This window comes from Nocardia camponoti (assembly GCF_014646135.1).
Lineage (GTDB): Bacteria > Actinomycetota > Actinomycetes > Mycobacteriales > Mycobacteriaceae > Nocardia > Nocardia camponoti.
On the sequence record NZ_BMMW01000001.1, the window covers coordinates 1442074 to 1463700 of the forward strand.

Sequence of the window (21627 nt, forward strand, 5' to 3'; positions counted from 1 at the left end):
GGGCTCACCCGTCTCAGGTGGCCAGGGCTCGCCAAGGTGCAGGATCGATGTCGAGCAGTACCGCAAGCGGCGACCGGTTGCTGGTCTGGACGACGTCCCTAAAAATCATGAAAGCGGCCCGCAGCTTCGTCATAGCCCGCGACCCCAGACTCCGCCAGGAAGGTGCGGAGGGCACTCTCGCTCCGCCGCCTTAATTCAACGATGTGCTGTAGGTCGGTGGCCATCGAAGGATATCCCCACACGGCAGTTAGAACATTCTCTGGCCTTCGCGTGAACAGCCAACTCTCAGGCAGACGCGGATCCGCGATCTCAAATAGCTGGATGGGGTACCACTTCGGCCAGCCCTGTTCGTCGACGACCAGCACTGTGAGGAGCCGACCCATCAACGCCATCGATCGGACCGAGTAGACGCCTCTCTGTGCAAGCGGGTATTGGTATCCAGGCGGGAACTTGTCAGGCTCCTCCGGGGTCGGGTCCGCCGCAAAGACCACCTTCATCTAAATACCTCTTTCAAATGATTCCGTCTGCACTGAGGGCAGTTGGCGCTCATACTCGACCACCTTTGGGTAACATATATCCCGTCAGCGTGGGCCGCTCGCCATGAATGAGGATTCGGTCCGCGGCGAAGTCTGTGACTGGCGATTGGGCCATTTATGGGGGGCAACTACCCGCGACATCCGCTGGCACTGAAGCCCGCTGCCGCCCCCGGGAGCGGCGGCAGAGTATTGGAATGGCGGGGTAGAAATGGTAGCTGTTGATTTAACAGTTCGCGAGGCAATCCGTTTGCTCAGGTCTATACAGCGAAAACTGGTATCGGCCGTCGGCCCGGTTGTCGGTCATGGTCTAGGGACCATCGTTCGGGAATGAATGGGTTGGGAATGTAGGTAACGGGCAGTGCTCAGCCGACCTTCCCGCACGGCTAGCGCGCCTCAGTCGTTACTGAAGTCCTCACCTGGCTCCGACCTAAGCTCGGCCCGCATGTGCCACATGCTCGATGCCAGTCTCTCTAGATCTTGCGCGCAGGCACCACCACGGTAATTATGAATGAATTCTAGAATGTGATCGTCGGGAATCAGGTCGCTCCGGTAGGCAAACGCCAATTCTTCCAGTGCCGAATACGCCGAATACAGTCCGTGCTTCCGGGACCAGTCCCACATTTCGTGCGTATCAGGAGCAATTACGGCCAGAATCCCAGCGCCCCGTTCACCGAAACACCCCCACAGGCCCGACGTCGCGGTAATGGCGATTTTGGTCGAAAGAAATTGAAAGAACCCTATTCCTTCGCTCCCCGCCACACGGTCAGATTGCATCATCCGCCTGTAGTCGTCCGGTCCCGAGCGCACGTCCAGTTTGAAAGCAGGATAGCAATCTGCAGCCCGGAATGAGTCGCCCAGACAGTGGGAAACCTCTGAGACGTACACAGCCGCATCTCCGTGCAATTCAGCAAGCGAAGAAAGTGCGGGCCAAAACTCCGAAGAAATACTTAGCCCGTATCGAGTAAAGTAAGTACGCCTGGAAGGATGCTTGAAAACCTGCGACGGGAAACTTCTCTCCACATGGAAGAAGTCATTCACCATCGTCGACACTCGAGCTAATTCACGACGCTCACTGATAAAGGTCTCGCTCATTCCTATCCTTTGGCCAAATAGTGCCAACTACGGCTGGAGCTTCACCAGCAGCGTGAAGTCGGTTGCGACGACCATACCGAATTATGCGCAGCCAACCCAGTCCAATAGTCGGCGAATGAGCTCGTTGAGGCTGGAGACATCGGTGGCCTCATGACGTTTCGATATCCGTGTCGGGCCCACGAACGTCGACCAGTTGCAGGTGTAGCACATCGAAGTGCCACAACAGTAGCTGGCCACCGCGACTCAACCAAAGCTGCACTATCCCTCCCCGCAGGCACCCCTCGGCAATGTCCGACCGATCCTCCTGTAAACGCCGCGCATCCCTGGATTTAATAGCGCACGAGAATAGTTCTGCTCTATCCAACCAAACTTCACTGCGACAAAGCGGTTCACCGCGGCGGAAAATTCGGGGAAACCTGTTACCGCGACCTGACCCACATAGCTAGCCGAAACAGTCAAACGATCTCTGACTCTAATAAATCGAAGAACGTCATCTGATTCGGGCGAGAGCAGTTCATGCTGGTCTTGATGCTCAAGGCGCTGTACGGCATGGCAAAGCCCCACACACCAATGGATAAGTGTCATCCAGCCGAATCTTGTACTAAAGTCGCGTCCCTCGATCACCAGCACCACGTCGCCCATAAATGCCCCCTGCACCAGGTCCGGCTCATAAACAGACGTTAGGTCGTCATCCAGCTCAATCCGTCAACCTGAACTCGGATAACCTTTGATATCGAAATCAAGCTCAATCATCCGGGGCGCTAATCTCGTGTTTCCCGAGTCCATTCCAACAACCGCTCAACCTCCCACGTGTCGATCACCCGCTCGGCGACCACCCCGTGCGCCAAAGCCCGCTCGCACCCGTATCCCTGCCAGGCTAGCTGGCCCGGGGCGTGGGCGTCGGTGTCGATACTGAAATAGCAATCCATTTCGACGGCAAGGTCGATCAAACGGCCTGGGGGGTCGCGTCTTTCGGGGCGGGAGTTAATCTCGACCGCTGTTGAGAAGCGGCGGCATGCCTCCAAAACCACCTCGGCGTCGAAACTCGATTCCGGGCGCGTTCCTCGTGAACCCTCAACCAAACGGCCCGTCATGTGGCCAAGGATGTCGACGTTGGGGTTCGCTACCGCGTACACCATTCGTTTCGTCATCGTCTCGCTGTCCGCGCGCAGTTTCGAATGCACGCTCGCAACCACGATGTCGAGCTGTTCCAGCAGGTCAGCGTCCTGGTCCAGCGTGCCGTCGTCGAGAATGTCGACTTCGATTCCAGTGAGAATGCGGAAGGGCGCGAGTTCGGCGTTCAATTCAGCGACCACATCAAGTTGGCGCAATAATCGGTCGCGCGAAAGACCGTTCGCCACGGTCAAGCGTGGCGAATGATCGGTCAACGCGCAATACTCGTGGCCAAGCATCGCCGCCGTTCGCATCATTTCCTCGATCGGACTTCCGCCGTCCGACCAATTCGAATGTGTATGCAAATCCCCGCGCAGCACACCGCGCAACGCATCACCAGCAGGAGCGATAGCCGTTGCCGCAGAACGCAATTCGACCAAATAGTCGGGAACCGCGCCAGCTACGGCCTGCTCAATTACCGCAGCCGTCTTAGGCCCGATCCCGGCCAACGAACGCCACGAACATGCCTGCGTGTGCGATAAAAGCTCAGCATCAGAAAGCCCCTGCACAATGTCAGCGGCCTTCCGATACGCCTTCACCCGATGCGTTTCCGCCCGACCCCGCTCAAGCCAAAACCCAATTTCCCGAAGCGCCGCAACAGGATCCAGGCTTGGCATCGCGAATCAGCTCCTCGCCCTACCGCGCGGCCTCGGCTGACAAACCGGGCACGAAAACGACGACCGGTTCATGAATTGTTCGCGCACCAACGGGGTCCCGCACCGGTCGCACGGTTCGTTCTCCCTGCCATATGCCGCGAGCGACCGCGAGAAATAGCCAGCGTCCCCGTTCACATCGACGTAGAGGGCGTCGAAGGAAGTGCCACCAACCGCTAACGCTTCGCTCATCACGGCGGTGACGTCGGCGAGCAGTGCGCGAATAACCGGCCGCGAAAGGTTGGCGGCAATGCGCGTGCCATGCAACCGCGCACGCCACAGCGCCTCGTCGGCATAAATGTTGCCAATTCCCGAAACCACGGTCTGATCGAGCAAAACCCGTTTAATCTCAGTGCGTTTCGCGCGAATCGCGTCGACAACAGCGTCGACGTCGAACAGTGGATCGAGTGGGTCGCGCGCGATATGGGCCACCGAATCCGGCACCGACGTGCCGTCAACGTCAACCAATTCGCCGAGCGCCCACCCACCGAACGTGCGCTGATCAACAAACCGCAACTCGACCCCATCGCCGAGTCCAGCACGAATATGCGCGTGCTTTTCCACCGGCGAATCGCTGGGCCGCACCAGCATTTGCCCGCTCATCCCAAGGTGCACGATGAGCGCGGTGTCCGGCTCATCGAACGTGAGCCACAGATACTTGCCGCGCCGCCGCGCGCTGTCGATCCGCAACCCGGCCAACCGACCGGCAAGGTCAGCGGCCCCTTCGAGATGACGCCGCACCGAACGCGGATGCGTGACGGTGACGGCGTCAATGGAACGACCAACCGCGTGCTCGGCGAGCCCCCGCCGCACTACCTCAACTTCGGGCAGCTCGGGCACGAGTCAGGCTTCGGATGAGTCGGAATCAGCGGGAGCTTCGGAATCGGCAGCCAACTTGCGGTACGCGGCACCGGCCGCCTTCTGCTCGGCTTCCTTCTTGGACCGGCCAACACCCTGGCCGTAGCCGTCGCCCGCGATAACCGCGGTGGCGGTGAATTCTTTGTTGTGATCGGGGCCCGTCGAGGTGATCTCGTAATTGGGCACACCAAGACCGCGCTCGGCGGTGAGTTCTTGCAGGCTGGTTTTGTAGTCGAGCCCGGCACCCATGCGGGGACCGCGATCGAGCAACTCAGCGAACAGTCGAAGCACAACTTCGCGCGCGACGTCGATGCCGTGCTCAAGGTGCACAGCACCAAGCAGCGACTCCATGCCGTCGGCAAGAATGCTTGGCTTGTTGCGGCCGCCGGTGAGCTCTTCGCCCTTACCGAGCAGCAAATGGGGACCGAGACCAGCTTCACCGAGACCGCGAGCGACTTCGGCGAGCGCGTGCATGTTCACCACGCTGGCGCGCAGCTTCGCGAGTTCACCCTCGGACTTCTCCGGGTGCTCGGTGTAGAGGCGTTCGGTGATGGAAAGGCCGAGCACCGAGTCCCCGAGGAATTCGAGGCGCTCGTTGGTCGGCAGGCCGCCGTTCTCGTACGCGTACGACCGGTGCGTCAGCGCTAGGCGCAGCAGCTCCGGTCGTACGTCGACACCGAGGGCGGTGAGCAGGTCGGTGTGATCCACCGACCCAGCTTCTTCGTCTTTGACGGTCACGTCGTTAAGACAGATCAGACAGCAGAGGTGACCTGGCGGCCCTTGTAGGTGCCGCAGCTCGGGCACGCGATGTGCGGGAGGGTCTTCTCACCGCAAGCGCGGTTCGGGCAGGTGACCAGCGTGGGGGCGCTAGCCTTCCACTGGCTGCGACGGGCATGAGTGTTGGAACGCGACATCCGGCGCTTGGGAACAGCCACGGCTACTTCTCCTCTAGGTTTTCGCTGCGCGACTCAGCATCGTCGGATGCTGAAGCAGCGGGGTGGTTCGGATTGGTGGAACCCTCAGCGGGGTCGCCGGTACCAGGCGCATCGGAGCCGAAGCTCGCCAATTTCGCCCAGCGAGGGTCCAGTATCTCATGCCCGTGATCAGAACCCGCAATCGCCATCCGCACCCCACACTCCGGGCAGAGCCCAGCGCAGTCGGGAGTGCAGAGCGGCTGGAGCGGAAGCTCAAGCCCAATGGCGTCGAGGATCACCGGTTCGAGGTCGATCAGGTCATCGACCATCCGATAGGCCTCGTCGTCGGTGGTTGTTTGCTCGGTGGTGCTGTCGGGATACGCGAACAGCTCCGTGAGATGGATATCAACGTGATCGGTGAACGGTTCGAGGCAGCGCGAGCACTCCCCCGCCGTCGGGCCCGATGCCGTGCCGGTGACCAGCACGCCTTCGGAAACCGCCTGCAACTGCAGGTCAAGCTCCACCTCGGCGTTAGCCGGGATGGCGATCAGGTCGAGACCCAAGCGCTCGTGCTCGGTGGCCGTGCGATGCAGCTCCCGCATAGTGCCAGGCCTGCGGCCGAAACTGCGGACATCCAGCACAAAACCCGCGTCGGACACTGGACCGTTGTTGGTCGAGCGCTGACGCGATGGTGAACCGGAACCGGCGGACATCACTGACTCACTTCATTCGAGGGATCGTGGGCAACCAGTCAACAGTACGCAAACCAGCGCGCGATCTCAAAACGCGCTCGGTTTAGCGACGGTGTTCGGCCGCGTATTCGCGCGAATCCGGGTAGTCGGGGTATTCCGGCTGGCCAGCGGCCCGCATCTGCTGCCGTCCGCGCGTGATCGTGCGACGGGTTGAGTTGAGCGTTTCCTCGACTTGCGCGAGTCGGCTACCGAATTCGGCCATGTGCTCGTCGACGTAGGCGTCGCATTCGGCGCGCACGCGGTCGGCTTCGGCTTGCGCTTCGTCGACGAGGCGCGCTGCTTCGGCGTGCGAGACGCGAACGACCTCAGTTTGGGCGACCAAGCGGGCCTGCTCGGCTTCGCCGTCGGCGATCGCGCGGGCGTACGACGCCTTGCCGGCCTCAATCGCCCGATCGGCGTCGATACGCGCGCGACCGGTGAGTTCGTCGTATTCGGCGTTGCCGTCGGCGATGATCTGGTCGGCTTCGGCTTGTGCCGCGGTGACGAGCCGGTCGGCGTGCGCGGTCGCTTCGGCGACCATGCGGTCGGCGTGAGCCTTGGCTTCGGAAAGGATGCGGTCGGCTTCGGCGCGCGAACCTTCGAGCGTGGCGCGTGCCTTCTCATTCGCCGACGTGACGGTTGCCTCAGCCCCGCTACGTGCGTCGCCGACGATCTTGTCGCGGTGATCGAGGACGTCCTGGGCGTCGTCGAGTTCGCCCGGTAGCGCGTCGCGCACGTCGTCGAGCAACTCAAGGACATCGCCGCGCGGGACAATGCAGCTGCGCGTTGGCGGAATGCCGCGCGCCTCCTCCACGATGGCGACCAATTCGTCGAGCGCTTCGAATACGCGATACATGCTCACTACCCTCCTGCTGCCTCACGGCGAAAACGCGCGCCGTCACCAAGTGTGCCCTTCGTCACCCACTCTGCCGAACGACGGGCCGGTGTGTCGCCAGAGTGTCTCGCATCCCACAAAAAAAGAAGTGGAGTACCGCCCTCCGCTTCGGCTACCATCGGTAGGCACGACATCGTGGTCGGCCAGACATACGCGAGTGTGTTTGTCGCTGGAGGAGTTCGGAGTCGCCATGACTTTGTTAGATATGCCGAGATCACCGTCGGCCCCTCTCGCGAACGCGTTCAACGCATGGACCGGCCCGTTTCCCGTCATCGCTCCGCTCCCCGCAATCGCTCCGCCCCGCAGAACCACTCCGGCCGACCCGAACCGCGTCCTCACCTATTTGCGTGCCGACAGCGCGTTCCCGCAGCTCATCCGCTTCGCCCTCGTTGGCGGGACCAGCAATATCGCCTACGTTCTGCTGTTTTTCGCGATCGGTGGCATTGGCCCGCTTGTCGCGAATGTTGTTGGGTCGCTTGTGAGCACGGTGATCGCGAACGAACTGCATCGCCAACTCACCTTCCACGCCGCCGACCGCGTTGGCTGGTTTACCGCCCAATGGGAAGGCGGCGGACTCGCGCTGATCGGCTTGATCGTGACGACCGCTGGGCTCGCCGGGCTCGACCTTTACGCGCCAAGCCTCGGCAACAGCGCCCAAGCGTTAGCCGTGCTCGCGATTACCGCGGTGGTAGGGGGCTTACGCTTTCTCGCCCTCCGGGGACTGTTCTAGCCCTGTTTGCGTTCGGCGATGCGGTCGAGCAACGCCTTGTGGACGGCGGGCGGGAGCATGTCGCTTACGTCGCCGCCGTAGGCAGCGACTTCCTTGACCAGTGAGCTAGACAGGAAGCTCAGCGACGGGTTGGTCGCGATGAAGAACGTGTCGACGCCAGCGAGCTTGTGGTTCATCTGCGCCATTTGCAGTTCGTAACCGAAATCGCCAGCGTCACGCAGACCCTTGACGATCGCGCCGACGTTTTCCTGCTTCGCGAAATCGACAAGCAGGCCCTGCCATGACGCGACACGCACGTTGGGCAGATCCGCGACCGACTCGCGCAACAGCTCCATCCGCTCATCGACGGTGAACATGCCCTGCTTCTTCGGGTTCACCATCACCGTGATGATGACCTCGTCGAATTGCGCTGCGGCGCGGGCGAATACGTCGATGTGACCGTTGGTCACCGGGTCAAACGAACCTGGGCACAGTGCGGCAGCCATGCGTCAGACGCTAGCACCGTAGGTGGCGAGCTCGATTCGCGTCTCCCCGTACTTGCGTGGCTTGAGCGCGGAATACCCTGCGGGCCAAACGATTTCGGGCGAACGGACCGAACGCTCGACGATCACGAGCGCGTCGTCGGCGAGCCAGTTGTTGGTGGCGAGCGCGGCGAGGTCGCTGATGACGGTTTCGGTGTCGACGTCATAGGGCGGGTCGGAGAAGACAAGGTCGATGTCGCCGCTGCCCGACTGAGCGAGCACGGTCCCGACGGGCGCGACCCGAATTTGCGCGCCCGGCAGCCCGAGCTCGGCGATATTCGCGCGAACGACACCAGCCGCCGTGCGGTCCGACTCGACCAGCAACACCGATTCCGCGCCGCGCGACAGTGCCTCAAGGCCGAGTGCGCCCGAGCCCGCGTACAGGTCGAGTACGCGAGCGCCGTCGAGGCCAAAGCGCGCGTCGATGGTGCTGAACAGCGCCTCACGCACTCGATCGGACGTGGGTCGCGTACCGGCGGGCGGCACCTTCAAGCGCCGCCCGCCCGCTACGCCCGCGACGATGCGCGTCATTCGGAATCGCGCGTGACCAACTCGACGAGCAGGTCACCGCCCTCAACCTGGGCCACCTTCGCCGTTGCGATCCGGCCGACAACGCCAGCGCGCGGGGCGGTGATCGCCGCTTCCATTTTCATGGCCTCAATTGTGCCAATGGTGTCGCCCGCGCTGATCTCGTCACCCTCCGAAACCGCGACGGTGACCACACCTGCGAACGGTGCCGCGATGTGACCGGGGTTGGTTTTGTCGGCCTTCTCTGCGGCAGGGACCTCGGAGGCGACCGAACGGTCACGCACCGCGACCGGCCGCAATTGGCCGTTCATGATGGCCATGACCGTGCGCATGCCCTTTTCGTCCGGCTCGGAAATCGCTTCGAGCCCGATGAGCAGCGTGACGCCCTTCTCCAACTGCACGCGGTGTTCCTCACCGCGACGCAGCCCGTAGAAGAACTGGTTTTCCGACAGGCCGGTCGTGTCGCCGTACTTGTCGCGATGCGCTTCGAACTCCGCCGTCGGGCCGGGGAAGAGCAGGCGGTTGAGCGTGGCGCGGGTTTGATGCGACGTGCCGTTGAGCCCGTCTTCGTCGGCCTGGGTCAGCGGGACCACCGGCTTGGGCTCGGCCCGGCCCGCCAGCGCGCGCGTGCGGAACGGTTCGGGCCAACCACCGGCCGGGGTGCCAAGCTCGCCACGCAGGAACCCGACGACCGAGTCAGGCAGGTCGTAGCGGCCAGGGTCGGCGGCGAAGTCGTCGACGCTGACGCCCGCGCCAACGAGTGCGAGCGCGAGGTCACCAACGACCTTCGACGACGGCGTGACCTTGATCAGGCGACCAAGCAGCCGGTCGGCGGCGGCGTAGCGCGCCTCAACCTCTTCGAACCGGTCACCGAGACCGAGCGCGATCGCCTGCTGACGCAGGTTCGACAGCTGACCGCCGGGGATCTCGTGGGTGTACACGCGACCGGTCGGCGCGGGCAGACCCGACTCGAACGGCGCGTAGACCTTGCGCAGCGCCTCCCAATACGGTTCAAGGTCACAGACATTCGCGAGATTGAGGCCGGTGTCGCGGTCGGTGTGTGCGGTGGCGGCGACGATCGCCGACAGCGCGGGCTGAGACGTCGTGCCCGCCATCGCGGCCGACGCACCGTCGACGGCATCGGCACCGGCCTGCCATGCGGCGAGGTAAGTCGCGAGCTGGCCGCCCGGGGTGTCATGGGTGTGGACATGGACGGGCAGGTCGAAGTTACTGCGAAGGGCCGTAACGAGTTTCGCGGCGGCCGGTGCGCGCAGCAGCCCGGCCATGTCCTTGATCGCGAGCACGTGCGCGCCCGCATCGACGATCTGTTCGGCGAGCTTGAGGTAGTAGTCGAGCGTGTAGAGCGACTCGTCGGGGTTCATCAGGTCGCCGGTGTAGGACAGCGCGACTTCGGCGATGGCCGTTCCGGTTTCGCGCACCGCGTCGATGGCTGGGCGCATCTGGTCGACGTTGTTGAGCGCGTCGAAGATCCGGAAGATGTCGATACCGGTCGCGGTAGCTTCGGAAACGAAAGCGCGCGTGACCTTTTCGGGGTACGGCGTGTAGCCGACGGTGTTGCGCCCACGCAGCAGCATCTGCAAACAGATGTTCGGCACCGCTTCCCGCAACGCGGCGAGGCGCTCCCACGGGTCCTCATGCAAAAAGCGAAGGGCCACATCGTAAGTGGCGCCGCCCCACGCTTCGATCGACAGCAGTTCGGGGGTCAGGCGCGCGACATGCCCTGCGACACCGAGCAACCCGGTGGTGCGCACGCGAGTGGCGAGCAGCGACTGGTGCGCGTCGCGGAAGGTGGTGTCGGTGACGCCGAGCGCCTTCTGCTCACGCAACGCACGCGCGAAACCCTCAGGGCCAAGCGCTAATAGACGCTGACGCGACCCGTCCGGCGGCGGCAGCGTGAGGTCGATCTTGGGCAGCTTGTCGGCCGGGTACACCTTCGTCGGACGTTCGCCGTTGGGCTTGTTGACGGTGACGTCGGCGAGATAGGTGAGGATTTTGGTGCCACGGTCCGCCGAACCACGCGAGGTGAGCAGTTCGGGACGTTCGTCGATGAAGCTCGTCGTCACGCGACCCGCTTGGAAATCGGAGTCGTCGAGCACCGAAAGCAAGAACGGGATGTTGGTCGTGACGCCACGAATGCGGAACTCGGCAAGCGCGCGACGGGCGCGGGCGGCGGCCGCGGGCAGGTCGCGACCACGGCAGGTGAGCTTGACCAGCATCGAGTCGAAGTACGCGCCGATCTCCGCGCCCAGGTTCGCGCCGCCGTCGAGGCGGATGCCAGCGCCGCCGGGCGTGCGATAAGCGGTGATGCGGCCGGTGTCGGGGCGGAAGCCGTTGGCCGGGTCTTCGGTAGTGATGCGGCACTGCAACGCGGCACCACGAATGCTCACCGTTTCCTGGCTCAAGCCAAGGTCAGCGAGGGTTTCGCCAGCCGCGATACGCAGCTGCGCCTGCACGAGGTCGACGTCGGTGATTTCCTCGGTGACGGTGTGTTCGACCTGGATGCGCGGGTTCATCTCGATGAAGACGTGCTTGCCACGCTCGTCGAGCAGAAACTCGACGGTGCCCGCGTTGGAGTAGCCGATCTGGCGGGCGAACGCGACGGCGTCGGCGCAGATGCGATCGCGCAGCTCGGGATCGAGGTTGGGCGCGGGCGCGAGTTCGATGACCTTCTGATGACGACGTTGCAGCGAACAGTCGCGTTCGAACAGGTGCATGACGTTGCCGTGCTGGTCAGCGAGGATCTGCACCTCGATGTGGCGCGGGTTGACAACGGCCTGCTCAAGGAACACCGTCGGGTCGCCGAAGGCCGACTCGGCCTCACGCGATGCGGCCTCGATCGACTCGCGCAACAGCTCCGGGGTTTCCACCCGCCGCATGCCACGACCACCACCGCCAGCGACGGCTTTCACGAAGACCGGGAAGTCGAATTCGGTTGCGGCACTGAGCAAGTAGTCGACATCGGCCGACGGTTCGCTCGACTTGAGCACCGGCAGACCCGCCTCGCGCGCGGCGGCGATGGCGGTTGCCTTATTGCCCGCCATCTCAAGCACGTGCGCCGACGGGCCGATGAACGTGATGCCCGCTTCCTCGCACGCGGCGGCGAGGTCGGGGTTCTCGGACAGGAAGCCATAGCCCGGGTAGATCGCGTCGGCACCCGCGCTCTTCGCGGCGTCGATGATCGCGTCGATCGACAGATACGCGCGAACCGGGTGGCCCTTCTCGCCGATCTGATACGACTCGGCGGCCTTGAGCCGGTGCACCGAATTGCGGTCCTCATGTGGGAAAACCGCGACCGTCCCGATGCCGAGTTCGTAGGCGGCACGGAAGGCACGGATGGCGATCTCGCCGCGATTGGCGACCAAGACTTTCGAGAACATTCGACCACGGTACCCGGCGGATAATCATCACAGCCACCGCCTGCGACCTGGGAAGTTGCGTTCACGAAGCTGTCACATGAGCGGGCTCGTCGATCGTCGCCACGGGAGGCTTTTTACCGGGCGGCGAGCGTTGGCGATCGCGTGGCAACAGTTTCGTTTCCCGGTCGTGACCTGTGCGAACGGTCTCGCACGGGAACCGACCACTCGGTTCTGTCATTTGGTCACACTTCGCACATTACGCACCAGTAGTCCCAGGTTGAATCCCTTGCGAGAGCGGACAACTGCGAAGCCAATCGAACTTTTCAGCGAACATTGCGAACTAAGCGCGTTAAGATCTTCGGCGTGCGGAAGATGTACGCGGGGGCCAGGCTACGCAGGCTGCGCGAAGAGCGCCGAATGACTCAAGCTGCCCTGGCAAAGTCACTTGATCTGTCGCCCAGCTATCTCAACCAACTTGAGCGCGATCAGCGGCCGCTCACGATTCCTGTTCTGCTCAAACTGAATTCAACGTTCGACCTCGATGTGCAGTTCTTCGCTGCCGACTCCGACGCGCGGTTGGTTTCGGATTTGCATGAGGTGCTCGTTGAAGCGGCGGGCGGCGGCGACACCGCGCCCATCACCGAAGTCGAGGAATTGGCAACGCGGCTGCCGGAAGTCGCGCGGATCGTGATCGCGATGCACCGCCGCCTGCGCGCGGCAAGCGACCAACTCGACCTGCTTTCCTCTCGCGTCGACGCGCCCGGCGGCGTGCCGGGCACCCCGATGCCCTACGACGACGTTCGCGACTTCTTCTACGATCACCGCAATCACATCGCGACCCTCGATCATGCCGCTGAGCAGCTGTTTGAGGAAAGTGGACTGTCGATTGGTTCGCTCGACCGACAGTTGGCGCGCATCGCCGAGGAACGCGCTGGCGTCACGGTGCTTGTTCGCGGCGACGGTGCCGATCCGAGCATTCCGAAACGCCACTACGACCCCGAGACGCGCACGCTCACCCTCGCTCGTCGACTGCGGCCGGGACAGCGCGCGTTCCAGATCGCGACCACACTCGCGCTGTTGCTGTACAGCCGCGAAATCGACAACGTCCTCGCGGAATCCCGTGCGCTGGTTGGGGAATCGCGCACGCTCGCGCGCGTCGGGTTGGCCAACTACTTCGCTGGCGCGCTGATCTTGCCGTATGGCCGGTTCCTGCGGTCGGCCGAGGAATTGCGCTACGACGTCGACCTGCTCGCGCTGCGGTTCGAAGTGGGTTTCGAAACGGTGTGCCATCGGCTCAGCACGTTGCAGCGGCAAGGTCAGCGTGGGGTTCCGTTCTTCTTGATCCGCACCGACCGGGCGGGCAACATCTCCAAACGCCAGTCGGCGACGGCGTTTCATTTCTCGCGGGTTGGCGGCAGTTGCCCGCTGTGGGTGCCGCATCAGGCGTTCGACAATCCCGGGCGCATCCACACGCAGATTTCGGAGATGTCGGACGGTCGACGCTATCTGTGGATCGCGAGGACAACGCCGACTACCGCGCAGGGGTACGGCACCGCGGGCAAGGACTTCGTGATCGCGCTCGGGTGCGACATCGAATACGCCGACAAACTCGTCTACTCCCACGGCCTGCAACTCGACGACCCGCATTCGGTCGTTCCGATTGGGGCCGGGTGCAAGGTGTGCGAGCGACCAGCGTGCCCACAGCGTGCGTTTCCGCAGATCGGGCGACCGTTGGCGCTGGTTGAGCACACGAGTACGGACCTGCCGTACCCGCGCTTGGTTCGCTAGCTTTTCGCGAGGTATTCCAGGCGTTGACCGTCGACGGCGGCGGTGACCATCGTCGCCAAGCCGGGGTGGTTCACCAGGCCGGGGTCGTCGGCCACGATCTCGCGCGCCAATTCCTGTGCGGCAGTGATGACTTCGAGGTCGTCGAGCAGCGAGAGCAGGCGTAGCGAACGCGCGGTGCCCGACTGTGCTGAGCCGAGGACGTCGCCTTCGCGGCGCTGACGCAGGTCGAGCACCGACAGTTCGAACCCGTCGGTTGTTGCCGCGACCGCGTCGAGTCGGGCCATCGCGGTGCCGCCCGGCGACATGTCGGTGATGAGCAGGCACAGGCCGGGGTGTTTGCCGCGCCCAATGCGACCGCGCAGCTGGTGCAGCTGGCTCACGCCGAAGCGGTCGGCGTCGACGATGGCCATGACGGTCGCGTTGGGGACGTCGACGCCAACCTCAACGACGGTGGTGCAGACGAGCACGTCGATGTCACCGTCGTTGAATTGCCGCATCACCTGGTCTTTTTCGTCGGTGTGGAGGCGGCCGTGTAGGAGTCCGACGCGGACGTCTTTGAGCGGGCCTGCTTTGAGCGCTTCGTAAAGGTCGACGGCCGCAGCGGTATTGGGCGCTTCCTTTTCTTCGGCCTTCTTCTTGCCCTTCGCCGGTGGCGCGTCGGGGTCTTCGCCGATGCGCGAGCACACGACGTATGCCTGCCTGCCCTGGCCAACTTCTTCGACGATGCGTTCCCACGCACGATCCACCCATGCTGGATGTAGTTTGCGTGGAACAACTTTCGACGTGATGGGGCTTCGGCCGCGCGGAAGTTGGGTCAGGGTAGAGGTTTCCAAGTCGCCGAGGGTAGTCATGGCGATGGTGCGTGGAATCGGGGTCGCGGTCATCACGAGCAGGTGCGGCGAGACGCCTTCTTTTGCCTTGGCGCGCAAAGCATCTCGCTGCTCGACGCCGAAGCGGTGCTGTTCGTCGACGATCACCGCGCCCAAATCGAAGAACTCGACATTGTCTTGAATCAGGGCGTGCGTGCCGATGACGATGCCCGCGTCGCCAGTGACGGCGTCGAGCAGCGCGGCTTTGCGTGCGCTCGCCGACATCGAACCGGTAAGGAGAACGAGTTTGGTCGCGCGGTCGTCGGCACCGAGTTCACCGGCTTTGCCGAGGTCGCCGAGCATGGTTTTCAGCGACCGAAAGTGCTGCGCGGCAAGCACTTCGGTTGGCGCGAGCAACGCGCACTGACGGCCGGAGTCGACCACTTGCAGCATCGCGTTCAGCGCGACGATGGTTTTGCCTGAGCCGACCTCGCCTTGCAGGAGGCGGTGCATCGGCCGGGTGCGCGAGAGGTCGTCGGAGATTTCGCCGAGCACCTGTTGCTGGCCTTCGGTGAGTTCGAACGGGAGCTGTTCGGCGAAGGCGGCGGCGATGCCGTCGGGGCGCGGCGGGCACGCGGGGGCGGTGCGGCCTTCGATTTCGTGGCGGCGTTCGGCGAGGACAAGCTGCAAAGCGAGTGCTTCATCGAAGCGCAGGCGGTCGCGTGCTTTGTCGATGTCGGCCTTGTGTTCGGGCAGGTGGATCAGGCGAAGGGCGTCGGTGACGTCGATCATGCCGCGCTCTTCGCGCAGGTCAGCGGGGAGCGGGTCGTCGATGGGGTCGAGTTGGTCGAGCACCTGACGCACGCAGGCGAGCAGGTCCCAGCTCTGCACCTTCGCGGTCGCGGGATAGACCGGGACGAATTCGCGTTCGAAGAAGCTGGCGTCGATGCCGCCCGCGCCCTTGGCACTTTGCGCGAGGCCCTTCAGCGCGCCACTGCCGCGCACGGTCGTGAGCTGTTCGATGCCGCCGTCGGGGGTGGTTGGCAGGATCAGGTAGTCGGGGTGCGAGAGGTTCCAGCGGTCGGGCCGCCACCAGTGCACGGTGCCCGACATCATCGCGCGCGCACCTTCGCGCACGAGGAAACGGACCTTGTCGCCGTTGAAGAAGGTGATCTCGATCGGGGTCGACGCGCCGGTGTCGAGGTGGACCTTGAGCAGGTTCCCGCGACGGTTACGCATCGGGCGCAGTTCGGTTTTCGTGATGCGGCCGATGACGGTGATGTGCGCGCCCTCGTCGGGGACTTCCTCGGTGAGCGGCTGGCCCTGCGTCGCGTAGCGGGCCGGGTAGTGACGCAGCAGATCTTCGACGGTTGTCATGTCGAAGGACTCTGAAAGTCGTTCTGCCGCTTTGACTCCCAGTACGTGGTCGAGACGGTCCTGCAATGTCGCCATGCTCACTCCACCCCAATCTGGCACAAATCACCTTGTTGCCCACCGGAATACACCACAACCTCCACGCCGGGGAAACCGGCCTCGATGTGCGCGGTGAGCACGTCACCGAGTTCGGCGCTGGCATCGGCACCCATGAGCAGGGTCACCAATTCGCCACCCAGAGAAAGCATTCGGTCGAGGAGGATGCGACCGGCATCGAGTACGTCGGGGTCGATGACGACAACGTCGTGGCCGACGAGGCCGAGTCCGTCGCCGGGTTCGCAGGTACCGACCATCGTGAGCGCGCGCCCGGATGCGGCCCTTAGCGCGCCCCAGCGGGTGGTGGCTGCGGCTTCCGACATGGCGAACACGTCGTCGACGGCAACGCGTTGCTGGTCGTGCACCGCGAGCGCGGCCAGCCCTTGGACCATCGACGCGGACGGCAGGAGCAAGACGTCACGTGACTCGTCGCGGGCCGCCATACCGACGGCGACAAGTTCCTGGGCGGGGAGCGCACCGTTGGGCAGCACGAGGACTTCGCGATGTGGCATGGACCTGATGGCGGTGAGGAGGGCGGATGAGTCGAAGGTTGGCTGGTCGCCGCGCAGGGTTGTCGCGCCCGCACTTTCGAAGAGGGTGGCGGCGGCAGTGCCCGCGACGACGGCGAGGACGCCGCGAGGGGTGCGTGGGTGTTCGGCCGGTGCGGGTGAGGAAGCCGCAGCCTGCGCGCCGACGGCACCCGAGTAGTTGCCCGCGTGCCCGTCGCGGTCCGAGCGGCCGGTGGCGGCGACCTCGTTGGGCGCGCCCCCCGACTCGACTCTGTGCCCGAATTCGCTCGCAGTGGCGGCTTGGTGCGCGCTGCCAGGATCACCCGTGGGGACGAAATCTCTCGGCGCACGCCCGGGCCCGCCGACATGGGCAGGACCGGTCCCGAATTCGCCCGCAGTGGCGGATCGGCGCGCGAGGTCGCTCGCAGTGACGGTTTGGTGCGCGCCGCCAGGATCACCCGTGGGGACGAAATCTCTCGGCGCACGCCCGGGCCCGCCGGCATGGGCAGGACCGGTCCCGAATTCGCCCGCAGTGGCGGATCGGCGCGCGAGGTCGCTCGCAGAGGCGGTTTGGTGCGCGCCGCCAGGCTCGCCCGCATGGTCGCCGGGATTGTGCTCGTGTGGGGTCGTCGCGACGAAGCTCTCGATCTTGATCGCGCTGAGGTGGCCCACCGCGATGCCCGCCTCGATCGCCGCGCCCGCGTCGCGGCAGTGGACGTGGGCTGAGAACGTGCCCGTGCCGTCGCCAACGACGACGACGGAGTCGCCGAGGATCGCGAGTCGGTCGCGGAGGGCGTCGGCGGTGGTGGCGTCGATGCCGCTGATGAGATACATCACTTCGAAGTGGGGGACGGCGGCCGATGTTGGGTATGCCGCGTCGAAATCCGCGCCACGCGGGACGCTGTCGTTCGAGCCGATCGCGGTGCGTCTTCCCCCGCCGAGGCTGGCGTCATAACTCGCATTGCCAACGCTCGCACGGTGCGGCGAATCACGCGTGTACGCCGGACGCGCGGGCAGCGTGCCGCCGACCGTCGCAACGAGGCAGTCGAGCAGCACCAACAACCCGCGCGCACCCGCGTCGACCACGCCAGCGGCTCGCAGTACACCGAGCTGAGTTGGCGTGCGCGCCAACGCTTCCGCCGCTGCCGAACTCGCGGCTACAGCGACAGCGAGCAACTCCGATCCGTCCGTCGATGCCCCTTCTGTCGATGGGCTGGCTGCGCGCACGGCACTCCCGACGCCCATCGGTTCCGCAGTCGACGCGGACGCAACGTGGCCAGGCCCCGACGCCGATGCTGCGTCGCACGCTGTCGACGGACCGGGTGCGTGCACAGCACTGTCGACGCTCGTCGGTTCCGCAGTCGACGCGGACGCAACGTGGCCAGGCCCCGAAGCCGGTACCGCGTAGTCGGCCGCCGACGCCGCCTGGTCGAGGACGGTCAGAATCGTCCCGTCGACCGGCGCACTCAACCCCGCCCGCGCCAACGAAGCCGCCCCCACCAACGCAGCGCGCACCTCACGCCCGGTCAGCGGTCCATTTCCCACCGGCACCGCCTCGGCCAACCCGCGCAAAACCTGCGAAAGAATGATCCCCGAATTCCCCCGCGCCCCCCGCGTAGCCCCCCGCGCCAACGCCCGCGCAACCGTTCCGGTGTCCCGACCTGCCGCATCGCCATCGGCCCCCATGCGCCCAGCGCCAGCCATTTCAGCGACCTGACTGACTGCCGCTGGGCCCCCGCGCTCAGCACCATCGACCACGCTGCCACCAACCCCAACGCCTTCACCGCCCGCCGCTGCGCCCCCGCACTCAACGCCAGCAACCACGCTTTCAGCACCGGCACTGGTCAGCGCCACATCCACGCTGACCCCAGTGTCTTCACCACCCGACGCTGCGCCCGCGCGCTCAAGCCCAGCATCCACGCTTCCAGCACCGGCACTCGTCAGCCCCACCCCGCCCGCTGCGACCGCGTCCTGCGCCGCCGCAACCGCCGCACGCATGGTCGCCAACAGATTCGTTCCCGTGTCCGCATCCGCGATCGGGAAAACGTTCAGTGCGTCGATCTCTCGGCGACGGGCCGTCAGTTCGGCTACGCACGCATGCGCCCAGGTCAACAGCGCGGCGCCGTCTAGCGCCTCAAGCACCTGCGACACGCCACCCTCTCCCCGTCGAAGGCGCTCACGCGTCGAGCGCCGCACGCCAGGTTAGCGCTCCGGTCCGACACCGGTATGCTTGCTCTCGACCGGACCGCCGGGCCCTGCCGCACGCGCCTACTCCCCCGTGCCAACGGAGACCCGGTTTTGGGGATCAACGCCTCGACAGGTACCCTTGTACGGTTGCCTCGTGCGGCCATCCCGGTCTGCGCTGTGCCGATATCCATCGGCAAGGCATTTTAAGACGACATCAGTTTCCGGTTCGGTGTACTAACTGTGCGCCAGCCGCTTATGACATGAAGGAGCTCGCGACATGGCTGCCGTTTGCGACGTCTGCGCCAAGGGCCCCGGTTTCGGGAAGTCGGTCTCGCACTCGCACCGGCGCACCAACCGTCGCTGGAACCCGAACATCCAGACCGTGCGTGCGCAGGTTGCCCCTGGCAACACCCGCCGGATGAACGTGTGCACCTCCTGCCTCAAGGCGGGCAAGGTTGTCCGCGGCTGATTATCAGCCCGTACATTCTGCCGATTACGCCCCGGCACCCCTTGTGGGTGATCCGGGGCGTTGTCGTTGGCAGAACAACCGTCGGCGGATAAGACCTTGGCCGAGAGTTGGCGAGTTGAACCGCTCACCGCACCGCGCGTAGCCGACCTCGCCGCCTGCCACATCGCATCGTGGCGTGAGTCTTACGCCGACGTCGTCGCCGCGCACGTGCTCACCGCGTTCGACCTTGAGCAGTCCGCGCGCGGCTGGGAACGTCGTCGCCGCGAAGGCACGCATCGCATTCCCGTCGCGATCGTCAACCACGAACTCATCGGTTTCGCCGCGGCGACCCCCACCGAACTCGACGCGCTGTATGTCCGCGCGTCCTGGCACGGCACCGGCGTCGCCGACGCCCTCATCGAAGCTGCCACCGGAAAATCCGCGTGCACGCTGTGGGTTTTCGCCGATTACCCCCGCGCCCACGGCTTCTACACGCGCCACGGTTTCGCCGACACCGGCGTCCGTCGCGTCGACCCCTTCACCCTGCTCACCGAACAACTGTGGCAGCGAGCCCCCTCGCTAAAGTGAGCCCATGAGTGAAACCGAAATCCCGCCCGTCGCCGAAGTCGTCGACGACGTGTTGCGCCTCACCCTCGCCACCCACGTCGCGGGCACCTCACTGGATTTCGCCCGAGTTGTTGAGGCAACCGAAGCGATCGCCGCGTTCGGACCCAAGGTCGGCGCGATCGTCCTCACCGGTTCGGGTGCGAATTTCTCGGCGGGCGGCAACGTCCGCGACTTCGCCCACGCCGACGATCCCGGCGCGTACCTGTTCGCCAAAGCGGGCGAACTGCATGACTTCGCGCGTGCGTTGTCGGAGTCGCCGGTGCCGGTCGTCGCCGCCGTGCACGGCTGGGCTGCTGGTGCCGCGCTGAGTTTCGTGCTCGCCGCCGACGTCGCGATCGGCGGCCCGTCGACCAAGTTGCGCCCGGCTTACCCGGGCATCGGCTTCACCCCCGACGGCGGCATGTCGTGGTTGCTGCCGCGCGCCGTCGGTGCGAGTCGCGCGCGGGAGATTCTGCTCACTGACGCGGTGCTCGACGCCGACGAGGCCGTGCGCCTTGGCATTCTCAGCCGCATCGTGCCCGACGATGAGGTGCTCGCCGAAGCGCTCAAGGTCGCCGCCAAGTTCGTGAACGGCCCGCGCGAGGCCTACACCGAGATCAAGAAGCTGCTCGCGGTGTCGCCGGACAACACCTTCGACGAGCAGCTCGACGCCGAACGCGCCGCGATTTCCGCCGCGGCCAACAGCGCGACCGGCCGCGAGGGCGTCGCGGCGTTCATCGACAAGCGTCGCCCGGTTTTCCCCCGATAACGCGATCGGCCGCCCCCAACAATGAAAAGGGGCGGCCGAAAAAGCGGCAACTAGCAGGCTGCGCCAAGCGCGCTGAACGTGTTCTGCAGCAGGCAGGTGACCTTGGCGTTCACGCCGGACGAGATCGACGAGGTGCCGGTCGAGGTCCACTCCTCGCCAACCTGGGTGGTCGCCACCGGCGCGGCATTCTCGTTGTAGGGCTCAAGCGCGAGGCCAGCGGCCGAGGCCGACCCCATCGCGACGGCAAACGCGCCAGCGAGAGCGGCGGCGGCGACTGCGCCTCGAACAGTATTGCGATGCATTCGGTTGTGCTCCTTCATCATTAGTTGCGTGGCACCCGGGTCAGGGTAGCCGCCAATCGATCGGTTCGGCACCGAGCTCATCGAGCAGTTCGTTCACCCGCGAAAACGGGCGCGACCCGAAGAACCCGCGCGATGCCGAAAGCGGGGACGGGTGTGCGGATTCGACATAGGGCACCTCAGCGGCGGTGAGCAACGGCTTGAGCGTGCCAGCGTCGCGGCCCCACAGGACGGCGACAAGCGGTTCGTCACGGGCGACGAGCGCGCTAATCGCCTGGTCAGTGACGGCTTCCCAGCCCTTGCCGCGATGCGAAGCGGCCTCACCCGGCGCGACGGTGAGCACGCGGTTGAGCATCAGCACGCCCTGATCCGACCAGGGACTCAGGTCGCCGCAGGACGGCGTCGGGTGGCCGAGGTCCTTGGAGTACTCGGCGAAAATATTGTTCAGACTGCGCGGCACCGGCGAAACATCCGGGGCGACCGAGAAACTCAACCCCATCGCATGCCCGGGCGTCGGGTAGGGATCCTGGCCGACAATCAACACGCGCACATCAGCGAAGGGGCGCTGGAACGCGCGTAGCACGTTGTCGCCCGCGGGCAGGTAGCCTCGACCGGCCGCGTTCTCGGCGCGAAGGAATTCGCCCATCGCCGAAATTTGGCCGGCGACCGGTTCCAGTGCGGTCGCCCAGCCCGGATCGATGATCTCCGACAGTGATTTGGCACCCATGACGAGA

The 21627-nt window shown here is 64.9% G+C and carries 21 protein-coding genes; 5 read left to right on the forward strand and 16 right to left on the reverse strand.

All coding sequences use genetic code 11. The features are described from left to right. Positions 1-98: 98 nt before the first annotated feature. The 9 genes from IEX78_RS06615 to IEX78_RS06655 all read right to left on the reverse strand — a co-directional run bounded on the left by IEX78_RS06615 (position 99) and on the right by IEX78_RS06655 (position 6813). On the reverse strand, positions 99-497 hold the full coding sequence (locus IEX78_RS06615) for a hypothetical protein (RefSeq protein ID WP_188827868.1): 399 nt from the start codon (positions 495-497) through the stop codon (positions 99-101). Positions 498-929: 432 nt separating this feature from the next. Continuing rightward, a complete protein-coding gene (locus IEX78_RS06620; protein ID WP_188827869.1) occupies positions 930-1628 on the reverse strand; it encodes a hypothetical protein in 699 nt (232 codons plus the stop codon). 258 nt (positions 1629-1886) lie between these two features. Then, positions 1887-2270 (reverse strand): hypothetical protein, encoded by a 384-nt coding sequence (locus IEX78_RS06625; protein WP_188827870.1) that lies wholly within the window; start codon positions 2268-2270, stop codon positions 1887-1889. 119 nt (positions 2271-2389) lie between these two features. Then, a complete protein-coding gene (locus IEX78_RS06630) occupies positions 2390-3409 on the reverse strand; it encodes a PHP domain-containing protein (RefSeq protein WP_188828290.1) in 1020 nt (339 codons plus the stop codon). A 15-nt stretch (positions 3410-3424) separates the two neighbouring features. After that, positions 3425-4294, reverse strand: coding sequence for a bifunctional DNA-formamidopyrimidine glycosylase/DNA-(apurinic or apyrimidinic site) lyase (gene mutM / locus IEX78_RS06635; protein ID WP_188827871.1), 870 nt, complete (start codon positions 4292-4294; stop codon positions 3425-3427). A gap of 3 nt (positions 4295-4297) precedes the next feature. After that, positions 4298-5050, reverse strand: coding sequence for a ribonuclease III (gene rnc, locus IEX78_RS06640; RefSeq protein WP_188827872.1), 753 nt, complete (start codon positions 5048-5050; stop codon positions 4298-4300). Positions 5051-5064: 14 nt separating this feature from the next. Beyond that, entirely contained in the window at positions 5065-5247 is a 183-nt protein-coding gene (gene rpmF / locus IEX78_RS06645) for a 50S ribosomal protein L32 (RefSeq protein ID WP_188827873.1), read from the reverse strand. 2 nt (positions 5248-5249) lie between these two features. After that, positions 5250-5939, reverse strand: coding sequence for a YceD family protein (locus IEX78_RS06650; RefSeq protein WP_188827874.1), 690 nt, complete (start codon positions 5937-5939; stop codon positions 5250-5252). A gap of 82 nt (positions 5940-6021) precedes the next feature. Then, complete coding sequence (locus IEX78_RS06655) at positions 6022-6813, reverse strand: DivIVA domain-containing protein (RefSeq protein ID WP_188828291.1); 792 nt, start codon at positions 6811-6813, stop codon at positions 6022-6024. Positions 6814-7042: 229 nt separating this feature from the next. Between IEX78_RS06655 and IEX78_RS06660 the strand changes: the two genes are divergently transcribed. Continuing rightward, on the forward strand, positions 7043-7582 hold the full coding sequence (locus IEX78_RS06660; RefSeq protein WP_188827875.1) for a GtrA family protein: 540 nt from the start codon (positions 7043-7045) through the stop codon (positions 7580-7582). Here the strand turns inward: IEX78_RS06660 and coaD are convergent. The 3 genes from coaD to IEX78_RS06675 are packed head-to-tail and all read right to left on the reverse strand — an operon-like array spanning position 7579 to position 12029. After that, a complete protein-coding gene (gene coaD, locus IEX78_RS06665) occupies positions 7579-8067 on the reverse strand; it encodes a pantetheine-phosphate adenylyltransferase (RefSeq protein ID WP_188827876.1) in 489 nt (162 codons plus the stop codon). The two genes, IEX78_RS06660 and coaD, sit on opposite strands and share 4 nt — an antisense overlap. A 3-nt stretch (positions 8068-8070) precedes the next feature. Then, the gene (gene rsmD / locus IEX78_RS06670; RefSeq protein WP_188827877.1) at positions 8071-8634 is read right to left on the reverse strand and encodes a 16S rRNA (guanine(966)-N(2))-methyltransferase RsmD; all 564 of its coding nucleotides are present in this window, start codon (positions 8632-8634) and stop codon (positions 8071-8073) included. Beyond that, positions 8631-12029, reverse strand: a complete 3399-nt coding sequence (locus IEX78_RS06675; RefSeq protein ID WP_188827878.1) for a pyruvate carboxylase — start codon at positions 12027-12029, stop codon at positions 8631-8633. The genes rsmD and IEX78_RS06675 overlap by 4 nt, the downstream gene beginning before the upstream one ends. A 342-nt stretch (positions 12030-12371) precedes the next feature. On the opposite strand from IEX78_RS06675, the gene IEX78_RS06680 reads away from it, so the two are divergent. Next, positions 12372-13796 (forward strand): short-chain fatty acyl-CoA regulator family protein, encoded by a 1425-nt coding sequence (locus IEX78_RS06680; protein ID WP_188827879.1) that lies wholly within the window; start codon positions 12372-12374, stop codon positions 13794-13796. Here IEX78_RS06680 and recG read toward each other — a convergent pair. Both recG and IEX78_RS24885 read right to left on the reverse strand, forming a co-directional pair. Beyond that, positions 13793-16057: an ATP-dependent DNA helicase RecG gene (recG, locus tag IEX78_RS06685; protein WP_188827880.1), complete on the reverse strand. Its 2265-nt coding sequence runs from the start codon at positions 16055-16057 to the stop codon at positions 13793-13795. The two genes, IEX78_RS06680 and recG, sit on opposite strands and share 4 nt — an antisense overlap. A 2-nt stretch (positions 16058-16059) precedes the next feature. Further along, entirely contained in the window at positions 16060-18270 is a 2211-nt protein-coding gene (locus IEX78_RS24885) for a DAK2 domain-containing protein (protein WP_505806208.1), read from the reverse strand. Between the two features lie 778 nt (positions 18271-19048). Here IEX78_RS24885 and rpmB point away from each other — a divergent pair. The 3 genes from rpmB (at position 19049) to IEX78_RS06710 (ending at position 20594) form a co-directional block, all read left to right on the forward strand. Next, positions 19049-19240 carry a 50S ribosomal protein L28 gene (rpmB, locus tag IEX78_RS06700; RefSeq protein WP_011210730.1) on the forward strand — a complete coding sequence of 64 codons (192 nt, stop codon included), beginning with the start codon at positions 19049-19051 and terminating at the stop codon, positions 19238-19240. Positions 19241-19306: 66 nt separating this feature from the next. Beyond that, entirely contained in the window at positions 19307-19807 is a 501-nt protein-coding gene (locus IEX78_RS06705) for a GNAT family N-acetyltransferase (RefSeq protein WP_229683744.1), read from the forward strand. Between the two features lie 4 nt (positions 19808-19811). After that, the gene (locus IEX78_RS06710) at positions 19812-20594 is read left to right on the forward strand and encodes an enoyl-CoA hydratase/isomerase family protein (RefSeq protein WP_188827881.1); all 783 of its coding nucleotides are present in this window, start codon (positions 19812-19814) and stop codon (positions 20592-20594) included. 50 nt (positions 20595-20644) lie between these two features. Here the strand turns inward: IEX78_RS06710 and IEX78_RS06715 are convergent, their stop codons facing one another. Next, positions 20645-20896: a hypothetical protein gene (locus IEX78_RS06715; RefSeq protein WP_229683745.1), complete on the reverse strand. Its 252-nt coding sequence runs from the start codon at positions 20894-20896 to the stop codon at positions 20645-20647. Between the two features lie 40 nt (positions 20897-20936). Then, entirely contained in the window at positions 20937-21620 is a 684-nt protein-coding gene (locus IEX78_RS06720) for a uracil-DNA glycosylase (RefSeq protein ID WP_188827883.1), read from the reverse strand. Between the last annotated feature and the right edge of the window lie 7 nt (positions 21621-21627).